This window comes from Kribbella sp. HUAS MG21, assembly GCF_040254265.1.
GTDB lineage: Bacteria > Actinomycetota > Actinomycetes > Propionibacteriales > Kribbellaceae > Kribbella.
The window spans coordinates 6996290-7011759 of the sequence record NZ_CP158165.1; the positions used below are offsets into that span (position 1 = coordinate 6996290).

At 72.1% G+C, this 15470-nt stretch carries 14 protein-coding genes; 10 read left to right on the forward strand and 4 right to left on the reverse strand.

Annotation, left to right across the window (positions count from 1 at the left end):
• Positions 1–12: 12 nt before the first annotated feature.
• The 6 genes from ureB (at position 13) to ABN611_RS33810 (ending at position 7176) form a co-directional block, all read left to right on the forward strand.
• Entirely contained in the window at positions 13–318 is a 306-nt protein-coding gene (gene ureB, locus ABN611_RS33785; RefSeq protein WP_350276346.1) for an urease subunit beta, read from the forward strand.
• Positions 311–2014 carry an urease subunit alpha gene (locus ABN611_RS33790; protein ID WP_350276347.1) on the forward strand — a complete coding sequence of 568 codons (1704 nt, stop codon included), beginning with the start codon at positions 311–313 and terminating at the stop codon, positions 2012–2014. The genes ureB and ABN611_RS33790 overlap by 8 nt, the downstream gene beginning before the upstream one ends.
• On the forward strand, positions 2014–2919 hold the full coding sequence (locus ABN611_RS33795) for an urease accessory UreF family protein (protein WP_350276348.1): 906 nt from the start codon (positions 2014–2016) through the stop codon (positions 2917–2919). The genes ABN611_RS33790 and ABN611_RS33795 overlap by 1 nt, the downstream gene beginning before the upstream one ends.
• A complete protein-coding gene (gene ureG, locus ABN611_RS33800) occupies positions 2912–3619 on the forward strand; it encodes an urease accessory protein UreG (RefSeq protein WP_350276349.1) in 708 nt (235 codons plus the stop codon). Before ABN611_RS33795 ends, ureG begins: the two co-directional genes overlap by 8 nt.
• Entirely contained in the window at positions 3603–4310 is a 708-nt protein-coding gene (locus tag ABN611_RS33805) for an urease accessory protein UreD (protein ID WP_350276350.1), read from the forward strand. Before ureG ends, ABN611_RS33805 begins: the two co-directional genes overlap by 17 nt.
• A gap of 124 nt (positions 4311–4434) precedes the next feature.
• A complete protein-coding gene (locus ABN611_RS33810) occupies positions 4435–7176 on the forward strand; it encodes an AAA family ATPase (RefSeq protein WP_350276351.1) in 2742 nt (913 codons plus the stop codon).
• Here ABN611_RS33810 and ABN611_RS33815 read toward each other — a convergent pair.
• Together ABN611_RS33815 and ABN611_RS33820 are read right to left on the reverse strand one after the other, a co-directional pair.
• Positions 7166–7894, reverse strand: a complete 729-nt coding sequence (locus tag ABN611_RS33815) for an SDR family oxidoreductase (protein ID WP_350276352.1) — start codon at positions 7892–7894, stop codon at positions 7166–7168. The two genes, ABN611_RS33810 and ABN611_RS33815, sit on opposite strands and share 11 nt — an antisense overlap.
• Entirely contained in the window at positions 7891–9411 is a 1521-nt protein-coding gene (locus ABN611_RS33820) for an MFS transporter (protein WP_350276353.1), read from the reverse strand. Before ABN611_RS33820 ends, ABN611_RS33815 begins: the two co-directional genes overlap by 4 nt.
• A 213-nt stretch (positions 9412–9624) precedes the next feature.
• On the opposite strand from ABN611_RS33820, the gene ABN611_RS33825 reads away from it, so the two are divergent.
• Positions 9625–10974 carry an NAD(P)/FAD-dependent oxidoreductase gene (locus ABN611_RS33825; RefSeq protein ID WP_350276354.1) on the forward strand — a complete coding sequence of 450 codons (1350 nt, stop codon included), beginning with the start codon at positions 9625–9627 and terminating at the stop codon, positions 10972–10974.
• A 3-nt stretch (positions 10975–10977) separates the two neighbouring features.
• Here ABN611_RS33825 and ABN611_RS33830 read toward each other — a convergent pair whose 3' ends face one another.
• Positions 10978–11310 carry a metalloregulator ArsR/SmtB family transcription factor gene (locus tag ABN611_RS33830; protein WP_350276355.1) on the reverse strand — a complete coding sequence of 111 codons (333 nt, stop codon included), beginning with the start codon at positions 11308–11310 and terminating at the stop codon, positions 10978–10980.
• A gap of 66 nt (positions 11311–11376) precedes the next feature.
• Between ABN611_RS33830 and ABN611_RS33835 the strand changes: the two genes are divergently transcribed.
• The 3 genes from ABN611_RS33835 to ABN611_RS33845 all read left to right on the forward strand — a co-directional run bounded on the left by ABN611_RS33835 (position 11377) and on the right by ABN611_RS33845 (position 14473).
• On the forward strand, positions 11377–12330 hold the full coding sequence (locus tag ABN611_RS33835) for a cation diffusion facilitator family transporter (protein ID WP_350276356.1): 954 nt from the start codon (positions 11377–11379) through the stop codon (positions 12328–12330).
• A 101-nt stretch (positions 12331–12431) separates the two neighbouring features.
• Positions 12432–13370 (forward strand): LysR family transcriptional regulator, encoded by a 939-nt coding sequence (locus ABN611_RS33840; RefSeq protein WP_350276357.1) that lies wholly within the window; start codon positions 12432–12434, stop codon positions 13368–13370.
• Positions 13367–14473: an enolase C-terminal domain-like protein gene (locus ABN611_RS33845; RefSeq protein WP_350276358.1), complete on the forward strand. Its 1107-nt coding sequence runs from the start codon at positions 13367–13369 to the stop codon at positions 14471–14473. Before ABN611_RS33840 ends, ABN611_RS33845 begins: the two co-directional genes overlap by 4 nt.
• Positions 14474–14476: 3 nt before the next feature.
• On the opposite strand, the gene ABN611_RS33850 is transcribed toward ABN611_RS33845, so the two are convergent.
• The gene (locus ABN611_RS33850) at positions 14477–15460 is read right to left on the reverse strand and encodes a LacI family DNA-binding transcriptional regulator (protein ID WP_350276359.1); all 984 of its coding nucleotides are present in this window, start codon (positions 15458–15460) and stop codon (positions 14477–14479) included.
• Positions 15461–15470 lie beyond the last annotated feature (10 nt).

Below are 15470 nucleotides of genomic sequence, written 5' to 3' on the forward strand. Positions count from 1 at the left end.
GGTGCAGTTCGTGTGCGCCCGGGCACGATCCAGCTCAACGCCGACCGCTCCGAGGGCGAGCGTTTGCGGCTGGTGGTCGTGAACACCGGGGATCGGCCGATCCAGGTCGGTTCGCATCTTCATCTTCCCGACGCCAACGGCGCCTTGTCCTTCGACCGGGAGGCGGCTCGGGGGTTTCGGCTGGATATTCCGTCGGGTACGTCGCAGCGGTTCGAGCCGGGCGCCTCGCGGGAGGTTGCGTTGGTCGCGTTGCGGGGGAAGCAGCGGGTGCCGGGGATCCACCTGAAGAGCGAGGCCGGTGAGGTGGAGCGTGGTTGAGATCTCGCGGGCCGCGTACGCCGCGTTGTACGGGCCGACCGTCGGGGACCAGGTGCGGCTGGGTGACACCGACTTGTGGGTCGAGGTGGAGGAAGACCTGACCGTCGGCGGTGAGGAGGTGGTGTTCGGCGGTGGGAAGTCGATCCGCGAGTCGATGGCGCAGGGTACGACGACCCGCGCCGGCGGCGCGCCCGACACCGTGATCACCAACGTGCTCGTCGTCGACTGGTGGGGCATCGTCCGCGCCGACGTCGGGATCCGCGACGGGAAGATCGTCGCGCTCGGCCGCGCCGGGAACCCGGACATCGCGGACGGCGTACACCCGGACCTCCGCATCGGCCCGTCGACCGACGTCATCGCCGGCGAAGGCCGCATCCTCACCGCCGGCGCGATCGACTCCCACGTGCACCTGCTCTCCCCCTCGCAACTCCACGAGGCCCTGGCGACCGGTATCACCACGATCGTCGGCGGCGGCACCGGCCCGAGCGAGGGCTCGAAAGCCACCACCGTCACCCCCGGCGCGTGGCACCTCGAGCGGATGCATCGGGCGCTGGACGCCGTACCGCTCAACGTCCTCCTGCTCGGCAAGGGCAACACGGTCAGCGCCGACGCCCTCGCCGAGCAGGCACTCGCGGGCGCCGCCGGGTACAAGGTCCACGAGGACTGGGGTTCGACCCCGGCCGCGATCGACACCGCCCTGCGCGCCGCCGACGAGTGGGGCCTGCAGGTCGCGCTGCACGCCGACAGCCTGAACGAGGCCGGGTACGTCGAGTCGACGCTCGGCGCGATCGCGGGACGGTCGATCCACGCGTTCCACGTCGAGGGCGCGGGCGGCGGTCACGCGCCCGACATCCTCTCGATCGCGTCGTATCCGCACGTCATCCCCGGCTCGACGAACCCGACCCTCCCGCACACCGTCAACACCGTCGCCGAACACCTCGACATGCTGATGGTCTGCCACCACCTGAGCCCGGACGTCCCCGAGGACCTCGCGTTCGCCGAGTCGCGGATCCGCGCCACCACGATCTCGGCCGAGGACATCCTGCACGACCTCGGCGCGCTCTCGGTCACCTCGTCGGACGCGCAGGCGATGGGCCGGATCGGCGAGGTGATCACCCGCACCTGGCAGGTCGCGCACGTGATGAAGCACCGCCGCGGGCCGCTCGGCGCCGATCTTCCCGCGGACAACGAGCGGGTACGCCGGTACGTCGCGAAGTACACGATCAACCCGGCGATTGCGCACGGCATCGATCACGTCGTCGGCTCCGTCGAGGCCGGCAAGCTCGCGGACCTGACGCTGTGGGACCCGCGGTACTTCGGCGTCCGCCCGAGCCTGGTGATCAAGGGCGGCACGATCGCGTGGGCCGCGCTCGGCGACCCGAACGCGTCGATCCCGACGCCGCAGCCGGTGCTGATGCGGCCGGCGTTCGGGGACGCGATCGGAGCGGACCTCTCGTACACGTTCGTGTCGCCGGCCGCGCTCGACGACGGTTTGGCGGAGCGGCTCGGGTTGCGGCGGCAGCTGCTCGGCGTACGGCCGACGCGCGCGATCGGCAAGGCAGACCTGAAGAACAACGACGCGCTGCCGGCCGTCGACATCGACCCGGAGACGTTCGCGATCCACGTCGACGGCGAGCTCGTCGAACCCGCACCCGCCGAGGTGGTGCCGCTCGCCCAGCTCTACGCGATGTTCTGATGGACGCTCCCGAACTGGTCGCGCTGATGCTCGCCGACGGCCGCCTCCCGACCGGCGGCCACACCCAGTCGGCCGGCCTCGAACCGGCCGTCCGCGCCGGCCTCGGCGCCGACGGCAACCACCTCGAGGACATCGCCGCCTACGCCCGAGACCGCCTCCGCACGGTCACCCGCGTCGAGGCGGCCGTGGCCGTCGTCACCCGCCACCTGATCCTCGACCCCTCGACCTCGCCTGCGAACCCACCGGCCGTCGCCGCACTTCCTCGCCATACGCCGCCGAGTCGTGGCGATCGGCTCCGGTCGTCTCCGCCGAGTCGTGAGTCCTGGCTGGTAAAACCCAGCCCCAATCCACGACTCGAGGAACCCGCAGCTGGTGGTAGGGCCGACGGGGCGGGCTGGACGGAGGTTCGGGCGGGCGTGGGGCGGGGCGTCGAGCTAGGTGGCGCGGTTGGGATGGAGCTTCGTACGGTCGAGCAAGCCTGGGCGGCGCGGACTCCGAGTCAGGTGTTGCGGGGTGTGTCGCGGCGGCAGGGGCGGTTGTTGGTGCGGTTGGCGGGGCGGGTTTGGCCGGAGGTGTTGCGGTATCTGGCACGTGATGCGGAGGTCGCGCGGCCGATTGTGCTCGGGGTGGTCGGGGCGGTGACCGGGCTGACGGCGGAGCAGCTGGCCCGGATCGTTGCGTACGACGATGCGCAAACCGTTGTCTCCGCCTCGCTGAAGCTGCTGCCCGTCGATCCGGCCGACGCCGCGGTCTGGCTGGCGGGGTTGCACGGCGACATCGAGCGGCTCGTCACCGACGTCGCGCCGCTCACCGAGATCGAGAAGATTCCCGCTGCCGGCGCGCCGCTGATCGACGTGTTCGCGCACCGGCACGCGGCCGAGAGAATGAGGTTGTTCCATGCCTGACACCCGCTCCTTCCGCCTCGGCGTCGCCGGCCCGGTCGGCACCGGCAAGAGCTCGCTGATCGCGACCGTCTGCCGTGAGCTCGCCGCCGAGCTCCGCCTGGGCGTGATCACCAACGACATCTACACCGACGAGGACGCCCGCCTATTGCGCGCGGCCGGCGTCCTCGATCCCGAACGCATCCGCGCCGTCGAGACCGGCGCTTGCCCGCACACCGCGATCCGCGACGACGTCACGCCGAACCTGATCGCGGTCGAGGACCTCGAACGCGACTTCGCCCCGCTCGACGTCGTCCTGGTCGAGTCCGGCGGCGACAACCTCACCGCGACGTTCTCCCCCGCGCTCGTCGACGCGCAGATCTTCGTCCTCGACGTGGCCGGCGGCGGCGACGTCGCGCGCAAGGGCGGACCCGGCATCGCGCGCGCCGACCTGCTGATCGTGAACAAGACCGACCTCGCCCCGTACGTCGGCGTCGACGTCGACCGGATGGTCGAGGACGCCGAGGCGGCCCGCGACGGCAAGCCGGTGATCGCGCTGTCCCGCACGGATCCCGCGTCCGTCGCACGCCTGACCCAGTGGGTCCGCTCGATGACGTCCGCAGTACGCGAAGGGCAGCACACGCCCGTCGACCCCGGCCCGATGGCGCCGCACTCCCACGTCGGGGAGAACGGCGAGATCATCACCCATGTCCACGCGCATTGAGGTCGTCGCCGACCCGGTCCGCGACCGCTGCCTGCTGACCACCGGCCACCTGGCACCGCGCCAGCTCCCCGGCCGGCCCGGCGTCGTGCGCGTCGCCTTGGTCGCGGCCGGTGCGCTCCTGCTCGCCGGGGACGACGTACGGATCGAGGTCGTCGTCGCGGGCGCAGTACGGCTGGAGATCCTCGAGACCGCCGGGACCGTTGCCTACGGCATGCGCGGCGGAACGGCCCGCTGGGACGTCGACATCCGCCTCACCGACGGTGCGAGCCTGCAGTGGTACGCCGAACCGTTCGTCGTCGCGGCCGACGCCGACGTCACCCGTACGACGACCGCCCACCTCACCACCGGCTGCACCGCCGAACTGCGCGAATCCCTCGTACTAGGCCGCCACGGCGAACAGGGCGGCACGCTCCGCACGACAACCCGAGCCTGGCTCGACGACGAACCCCTCCTCGCCGAAGACCTCGACCTCTCCCCCACCACGCGCACCGGCTGGGCGGTTCTCGGCCCACACCGCTGCCTCGACACTCTCACCACGCTCGGCTTCCGCCTCCCCACCGCCCCCGACACCCTCCAATTGGAAGGTACTGGCTCAATCTCCCGCTGCTTGGTGAGCGAGCAACATCAGAGCGCGCTGAACCCGCCAGCCGTCGAATGCCACACCGCAGAGCAGGGCGTGGGGCACACTTAGTCTGGTCCAGGTGGCGGTGAGCCGCACCTGCACTTCGCGGGTGCGAGGCTTGGGAGGGCAGCGCAGGGTGGAGGGTGGAGCCGGTTTCCGCAGCCCGGATGCGGCACGGGGACCAGGTGCGGGCTTGCTCGGGCGCGGATCGGAGCAAGCCGTTCTCGATCGCGTCCTCGCCGACGTGCGGAGCGGTACGAGCCGGGTGCTCGTCGTCCGCGGCGAGGCAGGCGTCGGCAAGAGCGCGCTGCTGGACTATGCGACCGGCGCTGCGGCCGACGTCCGGATTCTGCGCGCGATGGGCGTCCAGTCCGAGATGGAACTCGCCTTCGCGGCCCTGCACCAGCTGTGCGCGCCGTTGCTCGACCATCTGCCCCGGATTCCGGAGCCTCAGCGGCGCGCTCTCGCGACCGTGTTCGGAGTCGCGCCCGGCCCGGCACCGGATCGTTTCATGGTCGGGCTCGCGGTGCTCAGCCTGCTCTCGGACCTCGCGGACGAGCAGCCGGTTCTGGTGGTCGTCGACGACGCGCAGTGGCTCGACACCGCGACCGCGCAGACGCTCGGCTTCGTCGCCCGCCGGCTCGGCGCGGAGGCCGCGGGACTGCTGTTCGGCGCCCGTGAGGTCGGTGTGGAGCTCCACGGATTGCCGGAACTCGTGGTCGACGGGCTGCCGGCGGACGACGCTCGCGCACTGCTCGGGTCGACGGTCGAGTTCCTGCTCGACGAGCCGATCCGCGAGCGCATCGTGGCCGAGACCGGCGGCAACCCGCTGGCGCTGCTGGAACTCCCGCGCGGCCTCACCGCCAACGAGCTCGCGGCCGGATTCGGCCTGCTCGGCGGGCAAGGCCTGCCCGGGCGGATCGAGCAGAGCTTCCTGCGACAGGCCGACACCCTGCCGGCGCCGACGCGGCGGCTCCTGCTCGTCGCGGCGGCCGAGCCGATCGGTGATCCCGTCCTCGTCCGGCGGGCCGCCGACCAGCTCGGGATCGACGCCGCCTTCGCCGAGATCGACGGCCTGCTGAGCCTCGGCGAACGCGTGACGTTCCGCCATCCGCTCGTCCGATCGGCGCTCTACGGCTCGGCGTCCGCCGCCGAGCGTCGTGCGGTACACCTGGCGCTCGCGGGCGCGACGGACGCAACCACTGATCCCGATCGGCGAGCTTGGCACCTCGCGGCCGCCGCGGACGGGCCCGACGAGGAGGTCGCCCTGGAGCTCGAGCGGTCGGCCGACCGTGCACAGGGCCGGGGTGGCTTCGCGGCCGCCGCCGCGTTCCTGCAGCGCGCGGTCGCCCTGACCCGCGAGCCCGGCCGGCGCACCGAACGTGCCCTGGCAGGCGCCCACGCCAGCCTGCAGGCCGGTGCGTTCGGCACCGCGTGGGCACTGCTGGCGACGGCCGAGGCAGGCCGCCTCGACGACCTCGGCCAGGCGCGGATCGATCTGCTCCGGGCCGAGGCAGCCTTCGCGCAGCAACGCGGCCGCGACGCGCCCGGCCTGCTGCTGCGCGCGGCCCGGACGTTCGAGCCGCTCGACGTACGACTGGCACGGGACACCTACCTCGATGCCTGGAGCGCTGCGCTGTTCGCCGGCCGGCTTGCCGGTGTGGGCCTGCGGGAGGTGTCACTGGCAGCGAGGGAGGCACCGCAGCCCGAAACCCAGCCGCGGAGCTCCGACGTACTCCTGGACGGGTTCTCGCTGCTGTTCGCGGAGGGACGTGCCCGCGGTGTGCCGCTGCTCAAGCAGGCCGCGACCCAGTTCGGCGGAGCCGAGGTCACGACCGAGGAAGTACTGCGCTGGGGATGGCTCGCCACCGCGGCCGCCGCGACCGCGTGGGACTTCGAAGCCTGCCGAGCCGCCGCGCTCCGGCAGGTGCAGACGGCTCGCGGAGCCGGCGCGCTCGCCGTACTCGCGGTCGGCGTGAACGTGCTCGCCCAGGTGCTCGCGCTGGCGGGCGAGTTCGCCGACGCCATCTCGCTCCGCGCCGAGGCCGACGCGGTCCGGGAGGCGACCGGGACCAACATCGCGCCGTACGGCGCCCTGGTCCTGGCGGCGTTGCAGGGACCGCCGAACGATGCGCTGACGCTGGCCGACGAGACCATCGCGATCGCGACGGCCGGGGGTCAGGGTACGGCGGCGCAGTACGCGCGCTGGGCGAAGTCCGTCGTACTCAACGCCCTCGGCCGCCACGACGAAGCGTTGCCCTGGGCGACGCTGGCGAGCGAGGACACGCCGGAACTGTTCGTGTCGTCCTGGGCGCTGAGCGAGCAGGTCGAGGCGGCCGTACGCTCGGGACGGCCCGAGGAGGCCGCCGGTGCGCTCGCGCGCCTGCAAGAGAAGACTCGGGACACCGCGGAGCGCTGGGGTCTCGGCCTCGAGGCGCGAGCCCGCGCTCAGCTGACCGAAGGTGCCGCCGCCGAGAGTGCGTACCGCGAGGCGATCGAGCAACTGACCGGCACCCGGCTCCGTCCCGACCTGGCCCGCGCGCACCTCCTTTACGGCGAGTGGTTGCGCCGCCAGACGCGCCGGGGTGAGGCGCGCGCCGAGCTGCGCACCGCGCACGACGCGTTCACCGCGATCGGCATGCACGCGTTCGCCGAGCGCGCCCGCCGGGAGCTGCAGGCGACAGGCGAGACGATCCGCAAGCGGAGTACGGCGCCGTCGTCGGGCGGCGACCTGACTCCGCAGGAACGCCAGATCGCCCTCCTGGTCCGCGACGGCCTGTCGAACCCCGAGGTCGGCGCCCGGCTCTTCCTGAGCCCCCGCACGGTCGAGTGGCACCTCCGCAAGATCTTCGACAAGTTGTCGATCACCTCCCGGCGGCAGCTCCGGGACGCGTTACCTGCGGGCGGCAGCTACGACCGGCCGGTCAACGCGTGAGGAGTTGCTGACCGCCGTCGACGTCGAACGTCGCACCGGTCAGCGCGCTGTTGGTCATCACGTGCAGGACGAGCGCCGCCACGTCATCCGCGCCGACGACGCGCCGGATCGGCAGCGTGGCCCGGAGCTCCGCACGCCGCGCGTCGAGCTGGTCCCCGAGCAGGCGAGCCGACAGCGGCGTGTCGACGAACCCGGCCGCGACCGCGTTGACCCGGATCGGCGCGAGTTCGACCGCCGCGTTCGTCGTGATCGCGTGCAGTGCCGCGGTGCCGATCGCCGCGAAGCTCAGGCCCACCCCGGGCCGTCGCGCGCCGGTCCCGCTGATGAAGGTCAGCGAGCCGCCCGGACGGACTCTTCCGATCGACAGCTTGGCCAGGTGCAGCGAGCTGACCACGTGCTCGTCGAGATCCTGCCGCGCCCGCTCGAGGTCCAGCTCGGCGATCGGTGCGTAGAACGGTCCCCCACCGCCCGCCATGATGTGGTCGACCTGCTCGGGCAACTCGGCGAAGACCTGCTCCAGCTGCGCGGGCTCACCGCGGTCCAGCGTCAGGGTGCGCTCGGCGTCGACCTCGGCGGCCGCCTTCCCGAGCCGCTCCGGGTCGCGACCGGTGATGACGACCCGGGCGCCGGCCGCGCGGGCCTGCCTGGCCGTCGCCAGACCGATGCCCGCGCTGCCGCCGATCACAACCACGATCTGACCGGTCAGGTTCTCGTTCATGATGTTCTCCTGGTGGTTCCGGAGGGATACGGGACCGCGCAGCCGTGCACGCGCGGCATCGCGGGCAGCGGCGTAGCCGGCGGGCGGCCGCGGGCGACGAAGACGAAGGTCAGCAGGGCCGCGGCGGCGCTCAGCCCGGCCATCACGAGCATCGCGGTGCGGTAACCGCGGGCGAGCGACTGGTCGAGACCTCCTGAGCCGTCCGTCCCGAGTAATGCGGGCACGAGCGCGATCAGCACGACACCTCCGACCCGGGACGCGGCATCGTTGACCGCCGAGGCCTCACCGAGATCCGCGTCGTCGACGGCAGCGAGTACTCCGGCCGTCAGCGGCGCGACCGTCAGGCCGATACCGAGGCCCCACAACAAGGCGCCTGGCAGGATCGCCCGCGCGTAGCTGTCCCCCGGCTGGACCGCCGACAACCAGACGAACCCGCAGGCGACGACCAGGATGCCGATGCCCATCGGCCGCCGGACACCCAGCCGCGCGACCAGGCCGCCGGCGAACGGCGAGACGATCAGGAAGACGGCCGACTCCGGGATGAGCGCGGCGCCCGCGGCGGTTGCGCTGTAACCGAGCTGCAGCTGGCACTGGAGCACTACCAGATAACCGGCAGCGGACAGTGCGCCGTAGAACAGGACCGTCGCCGCGTTGATGGCGACGAACTGCCGGATCCGGAAGAGCGCGGTTCGCAGCATCGGTGCCCGCCGGCGCTGCTCCACCGGGACGAGAGCCACCAGGCAGGCGGCGCCGACCCCGCCCGCGAACAGAACCGTCGCGTCGCCCCAGCCCGATTCCGGACCCGCGGTCAGCGCATACACCACGCCTCCGAGCCCGAGGACAGCAAGCAACCCGCCGGGCACGTCGACCGACAACGCGCGTCGCGGCCGGTCCGCCTCGGGCACGCCGCGCAGTACCCACAAGGCGGCCAGGATCAACGGCAGGTTGAGCAGGAACACGTAGCGCCAGGAGCCGTGGTCGACCAGCCAGCCGCCGCCGAAGGGGCCGAGTGTCGTGCCGAGCGTCGACAGTCCCGCCCAGACGCCGATCCCCCGCGCTCGGTCGGCCGGGCGCAACGTCCCGTTGAGAAGTGCCAGGCTGCTCGGCACGACCAGCGCACCGCCGGCGCCCTGCAAGACCCGCGCCGCTATCAACCCGGCGCTGTTCGCGGCGACGGCGCAGCACAGCGAGCCGACGAGCATCACGACGAGTCCGGTGCCGAGGATCCGTCGCCAGCCGAAGTGGTCGGCCAGTGCGCCGGCCAGCAGGAGCAGGGCGGCGACTGCCACGAGGTAGCCGGTCACCACCCACTGCAGCCCGCTGACACCCGTACCGAGGTCGCGACCGATCGCCGGGATCGCGACGTTGACCATGTAGGCGTCGATGAAGCCGACCATCGACGCGAGCACGGTCGTGGCGATCAGCAGCACCCCGGCCCTGCTGCGCAAGGCGACCGCTGCCGGAGCGCCGTACGTCGGGTCTCCGGCGGGCTGCGTCTCCCTTTCGCTCGCCGTCATGTTCGCGTCTCCCTCGCCTCAGGTCCGGGGGCGGCCGCCGCCCCGGGTTCCAGGTTGTGACCTTCCGGCCCGGGACGGCCCCGGTGACGATCCCTGGTCGCCGCGGACCAGGGACATTCCCTGGCTCGTCCGCGACGGGCCCGGCGGGAGCCTGAAATCCCCTGACCGGAAAGGAGCGGGACACATGGACCGGAACTGCGAGGTCGCATCGTCATGAGCGAGTACGACGTGATCGTGCTCGGCGCCGGTGCTCCGGGTGAGCACTGCGCCGCGGCACTGGCCAAAGGCGGCGCACGGGTCGCCGTCGTCGAGCGCGAACTGCTCGGCGGCGAATGCTCGTACTGGGCATGCATCCCGTCGAAGACCTTGTTGCGCCCCGGCGAGGCGCTGGCCGCGGCGCTCGACGCCCCCGGTGCCCGGGAGGCCGTCACGGGCACCCTCGACGTCCAGGCAGCGCTGGCCTGGCGGGATTTCATGGTGTCCGGCTACGACGACTCCGGTCAGGTCTCGTGGGCCAAGGGCGCCGGTATCGAGGTCCTGCGCGGCCACGGCCGGCTCGCGGGCCCGCACGCGGTCGCCGTCGACGGCCAGGTGTACCGCGCCGAGTCGATCGTGATCGCGACGGGCGCCGACCCGGTCGTTCCGCCGGTCCCGGGGCTCCGCAACCTACCCGGCCTCTGGACGAACCGTGACGTCACGGGCCTGGTCGACGTACCCGATCGGCTGATCGTGCTCGGCGGCGGGGCGACCGGCGTCGAGATGAGCCAGGCGCTGGCCCGGATGGGCGCGGCCGTGACCCTCGTCGAGCGCGGTGAGCACCTGCTGCCGCGCGAACCGCGACCGGTGGGCGACGCGGTTGCCGCCGCGCTCGCCGCGGACAACGTGGACGTCCGGCTGGGCACCGGTGTGGAACGCGCGCACCTCGACGGCGCGTCGCACGTGGTCGACCTCAGCGACGGTACGACGGTGGCGGGCGACCGCCTGCTGGTGGCGACCGGACGCCGGCCACGGGTCCTCGACATCGGCCTGGAGACCGTCGGCATCGAGCCCGACCCGCGCGGCATCGCCGTCGACACCACACTCTCGGCCGGCCCGGGAATCTGGGCTGTCGGCGATGTCACCGGACTCTGGCAGCTCACCCACGTCGGCGAGTACCAAGGGCGCGTCGCGGCCAGCAACATCCTCGGAACACCACGGACGGCGGACTACCGGGCCGTTCCACGGGTCGTGTACTGCGACCCGCAGGCCGCGTCGGTCGGCGCACCGGAGGGGAGGTTCGTGAGCACGATCCAGCTGTCCGGTGTGCCGCGGACCTCGACCTACTTGCGCTCCTACGACACGCAGCCCGGCTTCCTCACCCTCGTGTCCGACGGGCGCCTGACCACCGGGGCCTACGCGGTCGGACCGGAGGCCGGCGAATGGCTGCAACAGGCCACGCTCGCGATCCGGGCCGAGGTGCCGCTGACCGTCATGCTCGACGTCATCCAGCCGTTCCCGACCTTCTCCGAAGCCTTCCTGCACGCATTGCGTGACCTCGAGGCCCAGGTCGCGCGATCGTCCTGACCCTCAGTCCGCCAGCTCGCGATCGAGGTGGTCGGCGTGGAAGAGGGCCTGGTCGAGGAGGCGGCGGACGTGGTGGTCGGCGGCCGAGTAGTAGACGAAGGTGCCTTCGCGGCGGCCCTTGACCAGGCCGGCCAGGCGAAGTTTGGCGAGGTGCTGGCTGACGGCGGTGGGGGCGACGCCGGCCAGTTCGGCGAGGCAGGCGACGGACGACTCGCCCTGGAGGAGTGCCCAGAGGACCTTGATCCGGGTCGGGTCGGCGAGCAGGCGGAAGGACTCCGCGGCGAGGTGCACCTGCTCCTCGTTCGGCATCTCGAAGTCTTCGATCGACGAGTGCATGCCGCCGACCCTACCCGTTAGCTGGCTACTTGCGTACCTGCATAGTTGCGCAGATACGATGCTCCCGTGAAGAGCGGACACGGGCACGGACATGGGCACGGCCATGGGCACACGGTGGCGTTCGAGACCAGCCGGGAGGGGCTGCGCTGTCTCAAGCTCAGCTTCGCCGGCCTGTTCCTGACCGCGCTGATCCAGACCGCGATCGTCTTCGTCACCGACTCGGTCGCGCTGCTCGGTGACACCTTCCACAACTACGCCGACGCGTTCACCGCGATCCCGCTCGCGATCGCGTTCCTGGTCGGTCGCCGGGTCGCCACCCGTGCCTACACGTACGGTTTCGGCCGCGCCGAGGACCTAGCCGGCATCGTCGTCGTCCTGCTCATCGCGGCGTCGTCCGCGTACGCCGGCTACGAGGCGATCACCCGGTTCATCCATCCCGCAGACGTCCGCCACCCCGGCGTACTAGCCCTCGCCGGCGTCGTCGGCTTCGCCGGGAACGAGCTCGTCGCGCAGTACCGGATCCGCACCGGCCGGCGGATCGGCTCGGCCGCGCTGGTCGCCGACGGGCTGCACGCCCGCACCGACGGCTTCACCAGCCTGGCGGTCGTCCTGAGCGCGGTCGGCGCCTGGCTCGGCTTCCCGCTCGCCGACCCGATCATCGGCCTGGTGATCACCGTCGCGATCCTGTTCGTACTGCGGGACGCCGCCCGCGAGGTGTACCGCCGCCTGATGGACGCCGTCGACCCTGTGCTCGTCGACCAGGCCGAGGCCGCGATCCGCGCCGTCCCGGGCGTCCTCGACGTGACCGGCATCCACCTCCGCTGGCTCGGCCACACGCTGCGCGCCGAGGCCCGGATCACGATCGACTCGAGTACGTCGCTCGTCGACGCCCACCACCTGACGCATCAGGTCGAGCGCGAGCTCATCCACGCCGTACCGCGGCTGACCTCCGCCACGATCCACCCCGAGCCGCTCCCCCGCGACGCCATCGCCGCGCACGACCTGGTCACGCACCATTGATACGAGCCGCCGATCAATCGAGCGGAAATGAGTACTTGTGTTGACTCAATATTCGTACCTACGGTGAATCAATCCCTTTCACCGAGGCGAGCGGACGACCGATGGAACTGCGGCACCTGCGCTACTTCGTGGCCGTGGCCGAGACCTGTCACTTCGGGCAGGCGGCCGAGCGGCTGCACATGGCGCAGCCCGCGCTGTCGCAGTCGATCCGGCAGCTCGAGGGCGAGCTCGGCGCCGTCCTCCTGACCCGCACCACCCGCCAGGTCCGGCTCACCCCGGCCGGCGAGTTCTTCTACGACGAAGCGCGCCGGGTGCTGCAACTGCTCGACGGCGCGGTCCGCGGCGTCCGGCGGGTCGCGGACGGGCATCGCGGGCTGATCCGCGTCGGGTTCACCGGCACCGCGGCGTTCACGCAGCTCCCGCGCTTCGCCCGGATCCTGCAGAGCCGGCTGCCCGAGGTCGCGCTCGAGGTCCACGCCGACCTGCTCACGCCCGCCCAGACCGAAGGACTCCAGGACGGCAGTCTCGACCTCGCCGTCCTGCGGCCGCCGCTCGCCGACACCGAGCTCGAGGTCCGCACGATCGAGAGCGAACCACTCGTGCTCGCTCTGTCAGCCGACCACCGGCTAGCGGACCGGCCGGAGCTCGCGCTGACCGATCTCGCGACCGAGGCGTTCGTGCTCTACAACTCGCAGAACTCCGCCGTGAACGACGCCGTCCAGCGCGTCTGCCAGGAGGCCGGCTTCACGCCGCGGCGTGAACACGAGGCACCCGGCACCGCGGTCCTGCTGCCGCTGGTCGCCGCCGGCCTCGGCGTCGCACTCGTCCCCGCGTCCGTGCGCGCCGTACCGCTCGAAGGCGTCGTGTTCCGCGAGGTCCGCGGCGCCGGCACCATCGACCTCGCGCTCGCCTGGCGCCGCGACGAGTCGTCGCCCCTGGTGCACGCGGTGCTCGCCGAACTCGAGACCGCCGGCATCCTGCGGCCCGGTCAAGCCCCCGCCCACCCAGCTCACGACGCGGCCCAGGAGGCCTCCCGATGAAGATCACCGAGATCGAGGCGATCCCGTTCGCGATCCCCTACCGCAAGCCGCTGTACTTCGCCAGCGGATCGGTCGAGGTCGCGCAGCACGTCCTGATCCGGGTGCACACCGACGACGGGATCGTCGGCATCGCCGAGGCGCCGCCGCGGCCGTTCACGTACGGCGAGACGCAGGCCAGTGTCGTTGCCGTGGTCAACCAGTTGTTCGCGCCCGCGATCGTCGGCACCAGCCTGCTCGAACGCGAGCTGATCATGGCCCGGCTGCACCGCACCGTCGGCAACCCGGTCGCGAAGTCGGCCGTCGACATGGCCGTCTGGGACGCGCTCGGCCGCACCCTCGACCTCCCGGTCACCGAGCTGCTCGGCGGGTACTCCGACCGGATGCGGGTGTCGCACATGCTCGGCTTCGACGAGCCCGCCGCGATGGTCGCCGAGGCCGAGCGGATCCGGGACGAGTACGGCGTCCGCACGTTCAAGGTGAAGGTCGGGCGCACGCCGTACCAGCTGGACACCGCCGTGGTGCGGGCGCTGCGCGAAGGACTCGGCGACGACGTCGAGCTGTACGTCGACGGGAACCGCGGCTGGTCGGCGTCGATCGCGGCCCGGGCGATGCACGAGATGGCGGATCTCGGGCTGCTGTTCGCCGAGGAGCTGTGCCCGGCCGACGACGTGCTCGGGCGGCGCTGGCTGGTCGGGCAGTGCGACGTACCGTTCATCGCCGACGAGTCGGCGGTGACGCCGGCCGACGTTACCCGGGAGATCCTCGGCGGCGCGGCGACGGCGGTGAGTATCAAGACCGCGCGGACCGGGTTCACGTACTCGCAGCGGGTGCACCACCTGGCCGAGGGCCTCGGGGTGGAAGTTGTCATGGGCAACCAGATCGACGGGCAGCTCGGCACGATGTGCACGGTCGCGTTCGGGTCCGCGTTCAAGCTGACCACGCAGCGGGCAGGTGAGCTGTCGAACTTCCTCGACATGAGCGACGACCTGCTGACCGAGCCGCTGCAGATCAGCGACGGCACCCTCACCGTCCGCCCCGGCGCCGGCCTCGGCGTCGAGATCGATCCGGAGAAGCTGGCGCGCTACCGCCAGGACCAGGCCTGAGGCTCAGCGCGGCGGGGCGGTGGTTTCGCGGAAGACGATCTCGGTCGGGGCCGCGCGCAGCGGCTCCGGTTCGGGTTCGTTGCGCAGGGCCGCGATGAGCCGGCGCATGCCGTGCCGGCCGGACGTCTCGCGATCCACCCGAACGGTCGACAACGCAGGCGTGCCGTAGCGAACCAGCGTCAGATCGTCCCAGCCGGTGACGCTCAGGTCCGCCGGCACCCGCCACCCGCGGTCGAACGCGGCCCGCAGTACCCCGGTCCCGATGAAATCGCTCGCGGCGATCACCGCCGTGACCGGGGTGTCGTCAGGCAGGGATCGCACGGCCGCGACACCGGTGTCCGGATGCCACGGTCCCTCGTACACGCCGTACGACCGCAGGCCCAGCCGCTCGCAGGCCTTCAGGTAGCCGGACTTGCGCAGCTGCGCCGACCTCCAGTCCTGCGGCCCCGCGACGTGGAAGAACTCGCGGTGCCCGAGGCCGGCGAGTCGCTCGACGATCTCGTCCATCGTGGCCTCGTCCGACGCCACCGCCTCGACCGCCCGCAGCCGGGCGTCGAACTCGTCGGTCTGTACGACGACCCCGCTCGGCTTCACCGTCAACGGCGTCATCGACAGCACGCCGTCCACCTGACCCCGCCCGAGGATGTCGTCCGCGAGCCGGCTCAGCGCCGCCGGGTCCTCGTCGACGCCGATCACGATCTCGACCTGGTACCCGAGCCGCTGCGCCTCCGCGCACGCCGCCTCGACCGTCCGCTCCGGGCCCGCCCAGCCCGGCAGGATGATCGCGACGACCCCCGTACTGCGGGTGCGCATCGCGCGCGCGGTCAGGTTCGGCCGGTAGCCCAGCTCGTCGATCGCCGCCTTGATCTTCGTCGACGTGGTCACCTTGACCGCCGGGTCGGACCGCAGGTACCGCGAGACCGTCTGGTGCGAAACCCCCGCCAGCGCGGCCACGTCGTACATCGTCGGCCGTCGCTGCGCACTCATGGCCTCACGA